15 protein-coding genes and 1 pseudogene are annotated in these 14,957 nt (G+C 72.5%); 5 read left to right on the top strand and 11 right to left on the bottom strand.

Annotated features, from left to right (window positions below):
• Positions 1-149 precede the first annotated feature (149 nt).
• Genes ACMA1D_RS08125 through ACMA1D_RS08110 form a run of 4 tightly spaced genes read left to right on the top strand, consistent with a single transcriptional unit; the run spans position 150 to position 3,595 of the window.
• Positions 150-1,835, top strand: a complete 1,686-nt coding sequence (locus tag ACMA1D_RS08125; RefSeq protein WP_414723174.1) for an RNase A-like domain-containing protein — start codon at positions 150-152, stop codon at positions 1,833-1,835.
• A gap of 12 nt (positions 1,836-1,847) precedes the next feature.
• Positions 1,848-2,546: a contact-dependent growth inhibition system immunity protein gene (locus ACMA1D_RS08120; RefSeq protein WP_414723173.1), complete on the top strand. Its 699-nt coding sequence runs from the start codon at positions 1,848-1,850 to the stop codon at positions 2,544-2,546.
• Between the two features lie 42 nt (positions 2,547-2,588).
• Positions 2,589-2,888, top strand: coding sequence for an RNase A-like domain-containing protein (locus ACMA1D_RS08115; protein ID WP_414723172.1), 300 nt, complete (start codon positions 2,589-2,591; stop codon positions 2,886-2,888).
• 11 nt (positions 2,889-2,899) lie between these two features.
• Positions 2,900-3,595 (top strand): contact-dependent growth inhibition system immunity protein, encoded by a 696-nt coding sequence (locus ACMA1D_RS08110; RefSeq protein ID WP_414723171.1) that lies wholly within the window; start codon positions 2,900-2,902, stop codon positions 3,593-3,595.
• 78 nt (positions 3,596-3,673) lie between these two features.
• Here the strand turns inward: ACMA1D_RS08110 and ACMA1D_RS08105 are convergent, their stop codons facing one another.
• The 4 genes and pseudogenes from ACMA1D_RS08105 to tsaB form a co-directional block, all read right to left on the bottom strand.
• Entirely contained in the window at positions 3,674-3,949 is a 276-nt protein-coding gene (locus ACMA1D_RS08105; RefSeq protein ID WP_414723170.1) for a hypothetical protein, read from the bottom strand.
• Positions 3,946-5,235 (bottom strand): tRNA (adenosine(37)-N6)-threonylcarbamoyltransferase complex transferase subunit TsaD, encoded by a 1,290-nt coding sequence (gene tsaD / locus ACMA1D_RS08100; protein ID WP_414723169.1) that lies wholly within the window; start codon positions 5,233-5,235, stop codon positions 3,946-3,948. Before tsaD ends, ACMA1D_RS08105 begins: the two co-directional genes overlap by 4 nt.
• 142 nt (positions 5,236-5,377) lie before the next feature.
• A pseudogene (rimI, locus tag ACMA1D_RS08095) lies at positions 5,378-5,851 on the bottom strand (ribosomal protein S18-alanine N-acetyltransferase); the annotation flags it as partial.
• Positions 5,852-5,982: 131 nt separating this feature from the next.
• Complete coding sequence (gene tsaB / locus ACMA1D_RS08090; RefSeq protein ID WP_414723168.1) at positions 5,983-6,672, bottom strand: tRNA (adenosine(37)-N6)-threonylcarbamoyltransferase complex dimerization subunit type 1 TsaB; 690 nt, start codon at positions 6,670-6,672, stop codon at positions 5,983-5,985.
• 313 nt (positions 6,673-6,985) lie between these two features.
• On the opposite strand from tsaB, the gene ACMA1D_RS08085 reads away from it, so the two are divergent.
• A complete protein-coding gene (locus tag ACMA1D_RS08085; protein ID WP_414723167.1) occupies positions 6,986-7,543 on the top strand; it encodes a hypothetical protein in 558 nt (185 codons plus the stop codon).
• A gap of 199 nt (positions 7,544-7,742) precedes the next feature.
• Here the strand turns inward: ACMA1D_RS08085 and ACMA1D_RS08080 are convergent, their stop codons facing one another.
• The 7 genes from ACMA1D_RS08080 to ACMA1D_RS08050 all read right to left on the bottom strand — a co-directional run bounded on the left by ACMA1D_RS08080 (position 7,743) and on the right by ACMA1D_RS08050 (position 14,821).
• Complete coding sequence (locus tag ACMA1D_RS08080; RefSeq protein WP_414723208.1) at positions 7,743-8,894, bottom strand: MFS transporter; 1,152 nt, start codon at positions 8,892-8,894, stop codon at positions 7,743-7,745.
• Positions 8,895-9,015: 121 nt separating this feature from the next.
• On the bottom strand, positions 9,016-9,591 hold the full coding sequence (locus ACMA1D_RS08075) for a Chromate resistance protein ChrB (protein WP_414723207.1): 576 nt from the start codon (positions 9,589-9,591) through the stop codon (positions 9,016-9,018).
• 909 nt (positions 9,592-10,500) lie between these two features.
• Entirely contained in the window at positions 10,501-11,151 is a 651-nt protein-coding gene (tsaE, locus tag ACMA1D_RS08070) for a tRNA (adenosine(37)-N6)-threonylcarbamoyltransferase complex ATPase subunit type 1 TsaE (RefSeq protein WP_414723166.1), read from the bottom strand.
• Positions 11,152-11,236: 85 nt separating this feature from the next.
• Complete coding sequence (locus ACMA1D_RS08065; RefSeq protein ID WP_414723165.1) at positions 11,237-12,634, bottom strand: alpha/beta fold hydrolase; 1,398 nt, start codon at positions 12,632-12,634, stop codon at positions 11,237-11,239.
• Positions 12,631-13,872: an alanine racemase gene (gene alr / locus ACMA1D_RS08060; protein ID WP_414723164.1), complete on the bottom strand. Its 1,242-nt coding sequence runs from the start codon at positions 13,870-13,872 to the stop codon at positions 12,631-12,633. Before alr ends, ACMA1D_RS08065 begins: the two co-directional genes overlap by 4 nt.
• 122 nt (positions 13,873-13,994) lie before the next feature.
• Positions 13,995-14,504 carry a hypothetical protein gene (locus tag ACMA1D_RS08055; protein WP_414723163.1) on the bottom strand — a complete coding sequence of 170 codons (510 nt, stop codon included), beginning with the start codon at positions 14,502-14,504 and terminating at the stop codon, positions 13,995-13,997.
• On the bottom strand, positions 14,504-14,821 hold the full coding sequence (locus ACMA1D_RS08050; RefSeq protein WP_414723162.1) for a hypothetical protein: 318 nt from the start codon (positions 14,819-14,821) through the stop codon (positions 14,504-14,506). The genes ACMA1D_RS08055 and ACMA1D_RS08050 overlap by 1 nt, the downstream gene beginning before the upstream one ends.
• Positions 14,822-14,957: the final 136 nt, after the last annotated feature.

Genomic DNA, 14,957 nt, shown 5'->3' with positions numbered 1-14,957 from the left:
GCATGCCGTCCCCACGTCCCGCACCTGTCGCAGCCACGCGCCGCGCCGCCGGCGTGCCACCCACGACCGCCCGCCGGCGCGGCTCTTCCCCCCCGGCGAAGCGCGCACAAGAGGCCGCAGCACTCCGCACCCCGCCGCCGAGCAGCGGCGTGGGCTTCGACGTACAGCCCGCGCACATGTATTCCACGTCGTATCAAATGCGAGACCAGCAGTTCGACTACTACGACGCCGCCCGCAAACTGGTGGACGGGCTGAGCGGCCATCAACAGGCCGCCGGCAAGGGGAGCGGCGCCGATGCCTTCGCCGCCGAGTACAAGAAGGTCGCCGCCCTCTTCCTGGACGTCTGGTCGAAGAGCGTGGTGAGCGTCGGTGGCGCCGCCGTGGGGTTGACGGTCACGGCGAACAACTACGCCATGGCCGACTGGAAGTCCAACGAGAACAAGATGATCACCGTCCCGCCGAACCAGAAGGCGCCCGCGGTGATCGGCACAGCTCCCCAGTACGGTTCGGTCGCCGACATCCAGTGGTACGGCACGAGCCATGATTCGAGTTCCGCCATTCTGCGGGCGCTCGGCGGGGTTCCGGACTTCATCGCGGGTTTCATCCAGCCCGCCATCGAAGATGGACTGAAGCTCGGCGAAACACACGAGATCACGCCCAGCGCTTCCGCGTTCAGGGAGAAGCTGGAAGCGATAGCTGCCCACTGGCGAAAGGCCGGCGAGGTCGCGGACGGCACCGGCGACCGGCTCAGCGGCCTCGTCGGCGGCATCACCGACCGCAGCGACAACGAGTGGAAACGTGCGATGAACACGTTCTGCCAGACCATTTGGGGGACCACGGCCTGGGGGAGAACCCGAGAGGGGTACGCCTGGAAGACGACGTCGGCGCCTATGAAGCGGGAGCCCATCCTCTCAGTCCTCCATGCGACGGCTCGTGAGATGGCGCAGACGTGTCTGGACCTGGCAGACGCCGCGGACCGCGCCCGGGACGTGTCCGAACGGGCGGCGATCAAGGCCGCCAAGGGCATGATCAAGGACATGGTGGACGACTTCACGACCCCGTCGAAGGACGACTTCTTCAAGCTCATCCCCTTTGTCAGAGAAGCCCATATCCTTCAAAAGATGATCTCGTCCTTCCGGTCACACATGGACGATGCGGCCATCAACGCAGCAGTCGAGAAATATCATGAGGCCGGCCACACCTTGGCCGATCGATTAAGCCAACTCAAACCGGCCCTGGAAGAGGCCCAGAAGAGCGCCCCCACCTTCCACGCCGAGCAGGCACGCGCAGAAGCCTACGGCGCACGCTCCTTGAACGAATTCAAGAAGGAGCACAAGTGGACTGTGCCGGGAACTTCACCTAATAGCTTTACGTATCCGATCGACCTGGCCAACCAGGAGGGGATGGATAAATCGCACGCCATCGACAAGCACGTCGGCAAGACGGACGCCCAACTAGAGCAACGATTACGCGATCAGAGCAATATCCCGGCGGCATCCACATACACCGACCTCAGCTCCGCTCAGAGATTTACGCAGCAGTGCATCGAGGAGAACAAAAAGAAGATCGCAGACTTCATAGAAAATCCAGGAAATAAGCCAGATAAAGCATTTTACCTCGATCTCAGTGGCCCTAAAGTGGTTACGGGAGATACCGCCTTCTTCAGGGCCGGCCCCAACGGAAACCAAATAGCCTCGTTCGAGCCGGCATACATGGTCCAAATAAGGGTTAAACCCGCACCAGACTTAAACCCGCCGTTCATCATACTCACTTCGACACCCACCAATCGAATACCATCAAATGGACAGCAAACCGGATCCACAAACAGTCAGTGAGGGAGGCTAAAATTGGAAGACGACCTTTTGAGGTATTTCCGCCTGTCCGGGGCGCGAACCATTCTCGCTGCCCTGGGTTCACGACTTCCCACATCACCGGAAGAGCGAGCGCGCCGCCTTCAACCGATCCTTCGTGCTGCCCTAACCATGAGCCAGCAAAGTGGTGGCCGCTCGTTCCATGAGCTAACGGATCAGATTCACACGGCGGCCGAAATCTTCGCGCTCACTCCACAGGGCGTACCAGAGGATGCCCAAGATTTCCCGCAGGCGCAAACAAACCAAGAAACAGCGAAAATTCTCCATGACATCGCAAACTACGTCGCGGACTGGCGGGGCAGTCCAGACTGCAATCTGACCGATGTCATCCCAACAAGCGGGGAACTAGATTACAGATTTCCGCAGCTCAGCGACTTTCTGCAATCCTACTTCGGCCAAGACGGCGAAGCCTTCGAGGACGACATCACAGAAGCCCAAGCAGTTCAGATGTATATCGACTACACCCACCCAGCATGCCCCTGGTACATCACCAGCCTAGCCAGCGAATGCCACGAAGCCATGGCGCTCTTCCACGACGAACAGACCCTCTACGACTTCTTCCAACGCCGATGGATCGTCAGCTCCGGGTCGCTCACCTGGATGGAATTCCTGCCGCTCATCGCCGACACCATCAAGACCCACATGCGCGAGCACCACAGGTTCACCCCGCAGTGAGCCCGGTCGCGAGCCCGCACGGCATTCGAAAGGACGAGACGTTTGCTTACCAGAGCCGCGACCTACCCCGACCGGGAGACCGCCCAGTGGTGCACACAGGAGGTGGTCTCCCGTAACGAGCAGGCCATTCACCGGTGGTTGGCGCAGGGGGCCCGGCAGCGCCTCACCATCGAAGCGGCCTGGCCGTCCCGGGAGGAACCCGTCGGGCGGGTGCTGCTCCAGGCGATGATGCTGGCGGGGCGGGGTGCCGTGGACGTACGGGCGGCGCGTGTCGTGTTGAAGCGGGACGACTCCCACTCCCATGGGTTCGTCGTCCAGGCCACCTTCCCCATCTACCTGTAGGGCAGGACACCGTGCCCCTCAAACCGCGTGAACACGACGCCAAGTACGGCGAGTTGGACCAGGTCGTGCGCGCCTATCTGGGTCAGCCGGCCGACGACGACCCCGAGCGCCCCAGCGCGGCCCTCACCGCCTACCTGCGCCACACCTGGCAGGCCCGCCCGGGCGCCATCGCCACCGCCGAGCGGCAGCTACGCGACCTCGCCGAGAACCCGCCGGGCAGACTGCGCACCCGCCTCGGCGAGTACTACGTACTGCCCGACGTCGGCCTCCCGGACGCCGAGATCCCCGGCTGGCTGCTGGTGCTGGCCGAGCACCTCAAGGAGAGCGTCGAGCAGGGGCGGGTCCCGGCGCCGGAAACGCCGCAGACCCACTGGGAGTGGCAGGCCCGTTTCCCCGAGCTCGGGCAACTGCTCGGGGGCTGGTTCTCCCAGGACATGCCGGACGAGTTCGCGGACCACGGGGCGGCACTCGCCGACTACCTGGGCTCCACGGCGCCCTCGGTCATCGCCCGGCTCGTGGGCGAGGTCCACGAATTGCTGGCGCTGGGGCTCGACGACGGGGACTACGGGCTCGCACTGTCCGAGTTGGGGATGGAAGTCGACCCGCCGGCCCCGTACGGCGCCGGGGCCTGGCTCGTGCGCCTCAGCGCACACCTGACCGGCGGGGCCGGTGGGACCGGGGAGGGCCCCGCGCTGCGCAAGCCGTAGCCGCCGACGGCCGTGGCCGCCGTTCCGTACGCGGCCGGCCCCCGCCCGTTCAGCCCGGCCCGAGCAGCCTCGTGCCGACTAGGCCCGCTCCCCCGACCCCTCCTCCTCCACGCCCTCAAACCGCCAGCGGTGTACCGGGCGGCTCACCAACTCCGTCGGGGGGTCCGGGAGTTCGGGGACCTTTGCCTCGTACGGCGCGTCCCACCAGGTGATGACCAGAACGCGGTCGCCCGGGGCGCGGAAGGTTTCGCGGCGGAGGGGGGCGGGGGTGAGGGGCTGGCTGCGGGCCCAGGCCAGGAGGTCCGGGCCGCGGTCGGCGGCGGCCCGGGCCTCCCACATCAACGCGAGGGTCATGAGTAGAGGTTGTCCTTGCTCAGCTCGTGGAAGTGGTCGTGGTCATGACCGTGGTCATGACCGTGGTCATGACCGTGGCTGTGCCCGGCGCCGTGGGCATGGCCTCCGCCGTGGGCGTGCGCATGGCCGCCACCGTCGTCGTGGCCGTGACCAGCCCCAGCCCCAGCCCCCTTCCCAGAGCCAGCCCCGGCCCCAGAGCCAGCGCCAGCGCTCCCCCCGTCCCCCCGCGCCGGCACGTGCGGGTCCGTGACCGGTAGCGAGGAGTCCGCCGACAGGTCCCAGGCCGATGCGGCACGGCCGCGGGCGACCATTTCCGCGCCGAGGGCGGCCACCATCGCGCCGTTGTCCGTGCACAGGCCGGGGCGCGGGACGCGCAGGCTGATGCCGGCGTCCTCGCAGCGGCGTTCGGCCATGGCGCGCAGCCGCGAGTTGGCGGCGACGCCGCCGCCGATCATCAGGTGGTCGACGCCGTTGTCCTTGCAGGCCCGCACCGCCTTGCGGGTCAGCACGTCGACCACCGCCTCCTGGAACGAGGCGGACACATCGGCCACCGGCACCTCCTCGCCCGCGGCGCGCTTCGCCTCGATCCAGCGGGCGACGGCCGTCTTGAGGCCGGAGAAGGAGAAGTCGTACGCGGCGTCCCGCGGGCCGGTCAGGCCGCGGGGGAAGCGGATCGCGTCCGGGTCGCCCTCGCGCGCGATGCGGTCGATGACCGGGCCGCCCGGGAAGCCCAGGTTGAGCACCCGGGCGACCTTGTCGAACGCCTCGCCCGCCGCGTCGTCGATGGTGGAGCCGAGCGGCCGGACGTCGGAGGTGATGTCGGGGGCGAGCAGCAGCGAGGAGTGGCCGCCGGAGACCAGCAGGGCCATGGTGGGTTCGGGCAACGCGCCGTGTTCCAACTGGTCCACGCAGATGTGCGAGGCCAGGTGGTTGACCCCGTACAGCGGCTTGCCGAGGGCGTACGCGTACGCCTTGGCCGCCGAGACGCCCACCAGCAGCGCGCCGGACAGGCCGGGGCCGGCCGTGACCGCGATGCCGTCGAGGTCGCTGGCGGCGACGCCGGCTTCCTTCAGGGCCCGCTGGATGGTGGGGACCATGGCCTCCAGATGGGCCCGGCTGGCGACTTCGGGCACGACGCCGCCGAAGCGCGCGTGCTCGTCGACGCTGGAGGCGACCGCGTCGGCCAGCAGCGTGTGGCCGCGTACGATGCCGACTCCGGTCTCGTCGCAGGAGGTCTCGATGCCGAGGACGAGGGGTTCGTCCCGGCGGCCGGTTGCGTCAGCCATGGGTTCCAGTCTCCGTCTCAGTCGCCGCGGGCGGCGCTTGCTCGGGCGCGGCGGTGGGGGCCGCCGCGGCCCCGTGGGTCGTGCGGGTCTCGGGCGCGGGGTGCTCCGGCGCACCGTGCTCCGGCGCGGGCTGCTCCGGCGCCGGGGCCGCGGCCGGCGTGCTGGTCAGGGCCGCGGGGCCGGTGAGCCGCATGACCAGGGCGTCCACGTTGCCGGGCTGGTAGTAGCCGCGGCGGAAGCCGATCGGTTCGAAGCCGAAGCGCTCGTACAGGCGCTGGGCGCGGGCGTTGTCGACGCGTACTTCGAGCAGCACCTCGTGGCACTCGAACGCGGTGGCCGCCGTCAGCAGGTCGGTCAGCAGCCGCGCGCCGAGCCCGGTGCCCCACTGGTCGCGGGCGGCGGCGATGGTCTGCACGTCACCGGTGCCGTCCACGGCGGCGAGGCCCGCGTACCCGACGAGCCGCCCGGCCGCGTCCTCCGCGACGACGTAGTGGCGGGTCGCGCCCGGGCCCCTGGCGTGGGCGAGTTCCGACCAGAACATCCCCGACGACCAGGCGTCCTCGGGGAACAGCTCCTCTTCGATGGCGAGCACGGGCTCGATGTCCCACCAGCGCATCTCGCGCAGCCGCGGGGCGCCGCCCGGGGCCCGCGCCGCGTCCGAAGGGTCCGGGTCCGGAGCCGAGGGGTCAGGGTCCGTGGCCCGATCCGGGGCCGGGACCGCCGCGGCCCCGCCGTCGTACGGGGTGCTCACTGCGGGGTGACCACCTTGTAGTTGGCGGGCACCTGCGCGTCCGGCCGGCGCAGGTACAGCGGCCGGCAGGGCGGGAACTCGGCGCCGGCGGCCAGCATCTCCACCGCGAGCCCGGCCAGCGCCGCGGCGCTCTGGTGCTCGGGCAGCTCGCCGCCGGCCGGCAGCTCCGCCGACGGCGACGCGGCGAAGACCTCCCGGTAGAGGGTCCCGCCGGCGCCCACCACCGGCTGCCCGGCGAGCACCTCCGCGATCTCGGCCGGCCGGTCCACGGCGGGCTCGGTGATCCGGGTCCTGGGGTCGGCGTACCGCGCCCAGTAGACCTCCTTGCGCCGCGCGTCGGTGGCCACCGCGAACGGACCGGCGAGCCCGGCGAGGCCCGCCGCGTACGCGATGCCGTCGAGCGTGCACAGCCCGCGCACCGGCACGTCGAGGGCGGCCCCGAAGGCGGCGGCCGTGGCGAGTCCGACCCGCAGCCCGGTGTACGGCCCCGGCCCGGTGCCCACCACGACGTCGGTGAGGTCGGCCGGGGTCGCGGACGCCTCGGCGAGCACCCGCTGGACGGCGGGGAGCAGGAGTTCCCCGTGTCTGCGGGCGTCCACCTGGTGGGAGCTGGCGAGTACGGTCCGGCCGTCGTGCAGGGCGACGGTCACGGCCGGGGTGGCGGTGTCAAGAGCGAGCAGCAGCACGCCCCCAAGCGTACGACCGCCGGGTACGGGCTCCGTTCCCCGCGCACGGCGCCGGCGGTCCCCGGGGCCGGGTCCGGGCGCCGCCGGGCCGCTCCCGCACCGCTGCCGCGGGCCGGCCCCGCGACGCCGCCGACCCAGCCGCCGCCCCGGCCAGGCCCGCTCCCCGGCCGGCCCCGCACCGCCCACCAGGCCCGATCCCGCCCGGTCCGCGGGCCGGTCCGCAGGCCGGTCCGCCGATGTGCCGCCGAGTGCTACGGTCGCCGTACAGGTGTGTACGGTCCGCCGTACAGGTGTGGAGAAGGGGTAGGCCGGCATGGCACGGAACAGCTCCGGAACGATCGTTGCCGGGCTCACTGCCGGGGCGATCGTCGTCGTGGGCGTCCTCGCGTACCACGCATCGGCCAATGCGCCCATCAACCCGAACCAGGCCGCCCGCCCCGGTGCGTCGGACTCCGGCCACCCGGAGGACAAGGCGAAGAAGCCGGCGTCCACCGCGATCCCGACCAGCTCGGGCACCGGGCGCCGGGTGGTGTACGCGCTCGGTTCCAAGCGGGTGTGGCTGGTGGGCGCGAACGAGCAGACCATCCGCACCTACCAGGTCTTCCCGAGCTCGGTCAGCCCGGCGCCCAACACGTACCGGGTGACCTCCCGCTCCGCGAGCGTCACCGGCTCGGACGGGGTCTCCATCGAGCACGTCGTGCTCTTCCACACCGAGGGCGACATAGTGTTCGGCTTCAGCGCCGCCGTGGACGGCTCGACGCCCAACCCGAACGCCGCCAAGCGCACCGGCGGCATCCGCGAGCGCCGCGCCGACGGCTCCGCGATGTGGACCTTCGCCTCCCTCGGCACCGAGGTCGTCGTGGTCCGCTAGCGCCCGCAGGCCGTCGCCCCTCGGCCGCCAGCCAGCGGCCACCAACCGCCGGTCCGTCGCGGCCCTGCCCTTCGCCAGCTCCCGGCCACCAAACCGCCGCCCCGTCGCGGCGCCCGCCCGTCAGCGCGTGGGGCCGCCGTTTCGCCGCGGCCCCACGCCCGTCACCCACGCCCTCCCCGGCACAGGCCGACGGCGCCCCCTACTCCGGCTCGGCAACCCGTGCCGTACGGCCCCCGCGGGCCAGTGCCAGCAGGGGGCCGACCGCCAGCAGCACGGCGAGGACCGCGTACCCCGTGGTCAGCGTCGCGAGCGTGGCGACGGCCGCGACGAGGAGGGGTCCGCCGGCGTCGCCGAGTTCGCGGCCGAGTTCGGCCGATCCCATGGTCTGGCCCATGCGTTCCTCGGGCGTCGCGGCGGCCAGGGCGGCGAAGCCCAGCGGGGTGATCAGCCCGGTGCCGATGCCGATCAGCGCGGCGGCCAGCAGGACGCCGACCAGGCCGGGCAGCACGGCCGCCGCGAGTCCGGCGGCGGTGATCAGCAGCCCGGCGAGCAGCCCGGTCCGCGTCGTCAGCCGCCCTGCGTCCAGGGCGCGGCCCGCCTTGGGCTGGACGACCGCGGCCGATGCGGCCAGTACGGAGACCGCGGCGCCGGTGGCCACCGTGCCGAGGCCGGCCTCGGCTCCGGAGACCGGCAGGAAGCCGACGCCGACCGAGAGCGCGGCGGTCGCGGCGGCGAGCGCGGCGGTCGGTGCGAGGAACGCCGGGTCGGCGAGCCTGCGGGCCAGGTCGAGCACGGTCTGCCGCTTCCGGGGCAGCGGCGGTACGACCGGCACGGCGAGCGCGGCCCACACCGCGACGGCCGCCGCACACAGCGCCATCACCACGAACAGCAGCCGCAGCCCGCCGGCCCACACCAGCACCCCGCCGAGCAGCGGGCCGAGGGTGTAGCCGATGGATTTGTAGAAGCCGTACGAGCCGAAGGCCCGGCCGCGCTTGGCCGCCGGGTTGAGCCGGGCCACCAGCGCGGAGGCCGCCGGCGAGAAGGCGGAGGCGGCGGCGCCCTGCCCGAGCCTCGCGGCCCACAGCCAGCCGGCGCTGTCGGCGATCGCGTACAGCGCGGAGGCGGCGGCGAAGGCGATGAGGCCGCCGATGAGTACGGGCCGGCCGCCGACCCGGTCGGCGAGCGAGCCGAAGACCGGCTTGAGCAGCACCTCGGCCCCGTCGTACAGGGCGAGCAGCCCGCCGAGGACCAGCAGCGAGGTGACGGCGTCGTCGGAGAAGCCGCCGAGGTTGGCGGCGATGCCGTGGGCGCCGAACGCGGTGGTGAAGCCGGCCGCGTACAGCGGCCACATGGTGTGCCGCGGGGCGGCGGCCGGGGCGGCGGGCGCGGGCTTGGTGCTCATCGGGGGTCACCGCCCGGGGTGGGAGCCACGGCCGAGACCGGGGCCGGGGCCGGGACTTCTGACGTGCCGGTCATGCGCGGCCACCTCCGGTGGCATCCGTGGCGTCGCTGACGCCCGTGGCGTCGCCGGCATCGGTCGCGTGCAGGGCGGTGAAGACGCGTTCGACGTACCCCTCGCAGACGGCGACGCAGTGCGCCAGGCGTTCGCCGGCCGCGGCGGCCTCGGGCGCGCCGAAGACGTCCCGCGCGGTCAGGTCGCGGTGCCAGCGGCGCAGCCGCTCCAGGCTCTGCTCCTCTTCCTCCAGCTCGGCCAGGGTGAACTTGCCGATCCTGATCTCCTTGGCGATCTCCTCCTCGAACTTGCCGCAGTCCGCGAGGAACTCCGCCCAGTCCGCCGACCTGGCCGCCGTGAACAGTTCCCGAAAGCGCGCCGCGTCCCGTTCGGAGCGGCCGGCCGCCTGGAGCGTCACGCCCTGCCCGCCGGAGCTCTCGGCGAGGTCGAGCGCCCGCTGCACCCCGTCGGCAAAAACGGGCACCTCGGGCACCGCCCACACCCCCTGCCCCAACGAGAGCGCCCCGATCCGCCGCAACTCCCGCCACACCGCGACCCGGTGCCGCGACGGCTCGGCAGGCAGCTTGATCACCAGGACGAGCCACCGGGCGGCCTGTTGCTCGGGGTGCTGCGGTTGCTGGAGCCGATCGCGCTCTTGGGGCTCTTGGGGCTGGTCGCGTTGCGTCACGGGGGCGAATGTAGCAGGCGTTACTTCGACGGATGTACGGATGCGTACGGGCACGGCTGCGCCGGACAGGGCAGCACCACACAGGCCAGAGCGGAGCAGGGCAGAGCGGAGCAAGGCAGGGCAGCAGGACGGCGGCCGGGAACGGCTCGTACGGGACTACGGACAGGAGGGACGCAGCGACCACGCACACCAGCGGAAGGTCCGAAGGCGAGCCTTAGGAGCGTCCGGCGTGGGGAGATCGCGAGGCGGCACGGGGACGACGGAGCCTCACGGGCGTACGGAAGGCGTCGCTGGACGCACCGCAAGGCGCCGCGGACCTACCGCGGAGCGTCACGGGTGCCGTGAGGTGTCGCGGGCTTACCCGCGAGGTGCGGCGAGCGGACCGCAAGATGCCGCAGGCTTCTCGCAGATGTCGCGGGCTAGGCCGCTTTCCGCTCGCACTGCGCCGCCGGTTCGGGCTCCACGCCGGGATTGACCCCGGGGATCGGCTGGCCCCCGGGCGGGGTGGACAACGCCGTTGCCGCGGCACAAGCCGCGATCATGTCGGAAACCGAGGGCGCCCGCGACGAGAGACTGGCAGTGGGCTGAGCTGGCTGTTGGGTCGCCATGGGGTGCCTCCCGGTATTCCTGGGGGGTTCGGCGCAGCAGATGGTTAGGCACGCCTAACTTGTGCGCTCCCGTCCATGTCACCACGCCCGGGGTGGTGAGCGCAACATCTTGCCGACGGCTTGTCGGAATCTATGGCGAGTGCGCCCCCGGCGCCGCCAGCCGGGCCCGCCCGGCCCTCCCCGCTCCGTGGCCCGCCCCGCCAGCCCCTCAACCCGCCCGTTCGACCGCCGTCAGCGGCGTCAGGTCCACGCCCGCCCAGCGCGCGCCGACGCCGGTCACGGTCACCCGCCGTACGTCCACGCCCTCATCCACCACGAGCGGCCCGGCGTCGGCGTCAGCGCCGGCCACATCGGCGCCACCGGCCGCACCACCGGCCACATCAGCGGCGCCCGCCGACCCAGCACCCGGCTGCGGGCCGCCGGCCGGCGCGGCCAGCTCCTCCTCCGCACCCACCGCCCGCTCGATCACCACGTGCAGCCGGTCGTCGGACAGCTCCTCCACCTTGCCGTCGCCCCACTCCACGACCACCACCGACTCCGGCAGCGACACGTCGAGGTCCAGGTCTTCCATCTCGTCCAAGCCGCCGCCCAGCCGGTACGCGTCCACGTGGACCAGGGGCGGGCCGGCGCCCAGGGACGGGTGGACGCGGGCGATGACGAAGGTCGGCGAGGTCACGTCGCCGCGCACGCCGAGCCCGGCGCCCAGGCCCCGGGTGAGGGTGGTCTTGCCGGCGCCCAACTCGCCGGTCAGCAGCACCAGATCGCCCGGGCGCAGCAGGGCGGCCAGGGCTCGACCCAAGTCCCCCATGTGCTCGGGGGTGTTGACGGCGATCTGCGCGCGGGTGTGGGGAACGTTCATGTTCGCCGATGGTACGGGGCTGCCCCGGCCGGCGCGGCGCTCCCCGCGCCCGGTCGCGTACCGCCCCCGCACCCGACGGAACGTGTCACTCCGCGAAGCCCGGGGCGCCGGTCTCGGCGAGGAGCCGGCACAGGGCGGCGTTGACGGTCTCGGGGTGTTCCAGCATGACCAGGTGGCCGGCGTCGGGGACGATCTCCAGGTGGGCTTCGGGGAGGAACTCGGCGATGGCCTCGCTGTGCTCGCTCGGGGTGATCAGGTCCCGTTCGCCGGCGAGGACGAGGACCGGGAGTCCGGCGAAGACCGGCAGCGCCTCGGTCTTGTCGTGTTCGGCGAAGGCCGGGTAGAACTCGGCGACCACGTCCACCGGGGTCGCCTCGATCAGCCGCTCCGCGAACCTGGCCACGCCCGGGTCGACCTCGCGCGAGCCGAACGAGTACCGCTTGATCACCCCGGCGAACAGGTCGGCCGTCGCCCGCCGCCCCCGCTCCACCAGGTCCGCCTGCGCCCCGAGCAGCCGCAGCGTGCCGGGCAGTACGCGGCGCACGGCGCGTACGCCGACCGCCGGCAGCCCGAAGCTGACCTCGCTGAGCTTGCCGGCCGAGGTCCCGATGAACGCGGCGCCCACCACCCGGCGCCGCACCAGTTCGGAGAAGTGCGCGGCCAGCGCCATGACCGTCATGCCGCCCATCGAGTGCCCGACGAGGACGAGCGGCCCCTCGGGCGCCGCGGCGTCGATGACGGCCTTCAGGTCGCGGCCGAGCAGGTCGATGGTGACGGGCTCGACGCCCACGGCACGGGCCGGTTCGCCATCTGACTCGCCGCCCGACCCGCCGCCCGACTCACCGGCGGCTGCGGCTTCCGCTGCGCTTTCGCCCGTTGGTTCGACGGCTGACCCGCCGGCCGAGACGCTGACCAGGTCGCCGACCGAGCCGCCAACCGGGCCCACAGCCGCGTCAGCCGCGTCAACATCCGGCTCGGCGGCGCGCACCCGCTGTCCCCGGCCCCGCTCGGAACGGCCGTGGCTGCGCTGGTCCCAGTAGACGGCCCGCACCCGCCCCGCCAGCGCGGCGCGCTGGAAGTGCCACGAGTCCTGGCTCAGGCAGTAGCCGTGGCAGAACACCACGGTCAGCGGCGGCCCGTCGGTCGCGCCCGGGGCCGCGTCCCCGTCCCCCGAAGCGGCCGGCCCCTCCGCCACCTCGTACACCAGCTCCGTACCGTCATCGGCGACGGCCACCCCGGTCCTGCCACGCAGCGTCCCGTACGGGCTGGCCGCGTCCAGGGCGAGGCGGGCCTTGCGGCGCACGCCGCGGCCCACGGTCAGCCGCTCCACGGCGACCCCGACCGCGGCACCCGCGGCCACCACCCCTATCGCGGCACCCGCGATCCCCGCACCCCGTCGCCATCCGGCGCGTGCCGCGGCCTCGATCACCCCGTCGGCCACGTCCTCCACCGCAGTGCCCATGCCGCCGGTGCCGTCGCTCATGACGAGGTGCCTGCCCCCTCGCCCGCCACGGACACCTCACTGAGCACATCCGTACCGCCCACGTCCTCCGTACGGTCCGCGTCCTCCGTACGGTCCGCACCGTCCGCGTGCAGATAGACGCGGGGCACCCGGGCGCCGATCCGGGTGACGATCTCGTACGCGATGGTGCCGGCGGCCTGCGCCCAGTCCTCGGCGGTCGGCTCGCCGCGGTCGCCGGGGCCGAACAGCACGGCCTCGTCGCCGACGGCGGCCAGGTCGTCGCCGATGTCCACCACGAACTGGTCCATCGCCACCCGCCCGGCCGCCCGCCGCCACGCGCCCGCGACGAGCACCGGTCCGGCGCCGGACGCGGCGCGCGGAATGCCGTCCGCGTACCCGACGGGCACCAGTGCCAGCGTCGTGGGGCCGGCGGTGCGGTAGTGGTGCCCGTACGAGACGCCGTGTTCGGCCGGTACCCGCTTGACCTGCGCGAGCTGCGCGGAGAGCGTCATCACCGGGCGCAGTCCGAAGTCGGCGCTGGTGCCGATCTCCGGGCTCGGCGAGATGCCGTAGCTGGCGATGCCGGTCCGCACCAGGTCGAAGTGCGACTGGGGCAGGGTCAGGGTGGCCGGCGAGTTGGCGATGTGGCGCACCTCGGGGGTGATGCCGGCGGCCTCGGCGTGGCCGAGCATGGTGCGGTACGCGGTGAGCTGGGCCTCGATGGAGGGGTGGCCGGGTTCGTCGGCGCAGGCGAAGTGCGACCAGATGCCGGTGACCTTGATCGTGCCGTCGGCCTCGGCCTTGCGGGCCGCGGTGACGAGGTCGGCCCAGTCGTGCGGCTGGCAGCCGTTGCGGCCGAGCCCGGTGTCCGCCTTGAGCTGCACGCGGGCGGGGCGCCCCGCGGCCCGCGCGCCGGCGACGGCCTCGCGCAGCGCCCACAGCCCGCTCACGGACACGTCGATGTCGGCGGCGACGGCGTCCCGCCACGGCCCGCCCGGCGTCCACAGCCAGCACATCAGCCGCCCGGAGTCGCCGGCCGCGCGCAGCGCCAGCGCCTCCTGCGGGGTGGCCGTCCCCAGCCAGCTCGCCCCCGCCTGCCGCGCCGCCCGCGCACACGGCACGGCCCCGTGCCCGTACGCGTCCGCCTTGACCACGGCCATCAGCTCGGCCCCGGCCACCCGCCCGCGCAACGTGCGCACATTGGCCCGCAACGCAGCCAGATCGACCACGGCTCGGGCACGCATCGGTGTCTCGTTCATCCCCTCCAGTGTCTCAGGAGCGGGGATGGGGCCTTTCGGGCGTGGACCGGGGTGGGGGCCGGCCGACCTCGCGGGCCGGCCGACCGACCGCGGGCCACGGTCGGCCCGCGTCTCCCCGTGTCTCACTCCCGGGGTCGTTCGCCCTGCCACAGGACGCTCGGCGGGTCCACGGCGCCCATGCGGACGCGCAGGGCTTCGGCCATGGTGGGCGGCAGGGTCTCGTACGGCTCCCAGCGCAGGTGGCTCTCGTCGCAGGAGCCGCAGACGGGGAGCGCTTCGGTGGGCATCCAGCCGCCGTCGAAGACCAGCACGAACTGGTCGCGCGGGACCTCGCGGGTCGGTGGCCGCTGGTCGACGGCGAGCAGGTTCAGCGGCTCGGCCGGGGCGTGCAGTCCGAGCGCGCCGGCGATCCGGGCGAGCGCGGCGCGCACCGATTCGCCGGGCTGCATCACGACGCCGGGCGTATCCGTGTCCACCCCGTTCGTGACCTGAAGCCCGCGCGGCCACGCGCGCCCGACGTCCAGCGGGCTGGACGGGTCGGCCGGGCACCACACGAGGAGAGTGACGCACACCTCCGACGCGAGCAGGGGCCCGGGGTTCAGCGAAGAAAACGGATGCTCCGTACCCGCCATCACGTTTCCCTCCCTTCCGTGATCTGTGCCATTCCCGCGCATTCCACGGGACTCCGATCGTCAAAGGTGATCAGCCCGCAGGAGGCGTAGCCGTCCGAGAAGAACCAGCCTTCCGCCGTATCGAGTTCCTTGCGCCGCCTATTGGGACAGAGCACGTTTCGGCGCAGTGCGTACGGGTCGAAGAGGGCGAGTTCGTACGCCTGCTGGAATTCGGTGTCGGTCACCGGCGACCACGCGTCGTCGGCACGCAGGAAGAAACGCAAGGGGACGCCGCGGACCATGACCCGGTGGGCGCCTTCGAAAACCTGCGGTTTCACCGCACGGCACCCCCGCTCGGGGCGGCGGGCATGTGACTCCCCCGCAGGTGCTGCTGCAATGCGTGGCTGGCGGCCTTGAACCCGAGCGGGTCCTTACGCGCCCGGGCCCACTGCCGCGACTCGGCGAGCTGCCGGC

Origin of the sequence: Streptomyces sp. 796.1 (genome assembly GCF_047525675.1) — a bacterium.
Taxonomy (GTDB): domain Bacteria; phylum Actinomycetota; class Actinomycetes; order Streptomycetales; family Streptomycetaceae; genus Streptomyces.
Note: the sequence above shows the minus strand (reverse complement) of the source record. Positions and strands in the feature narration are given on the sequence as shown.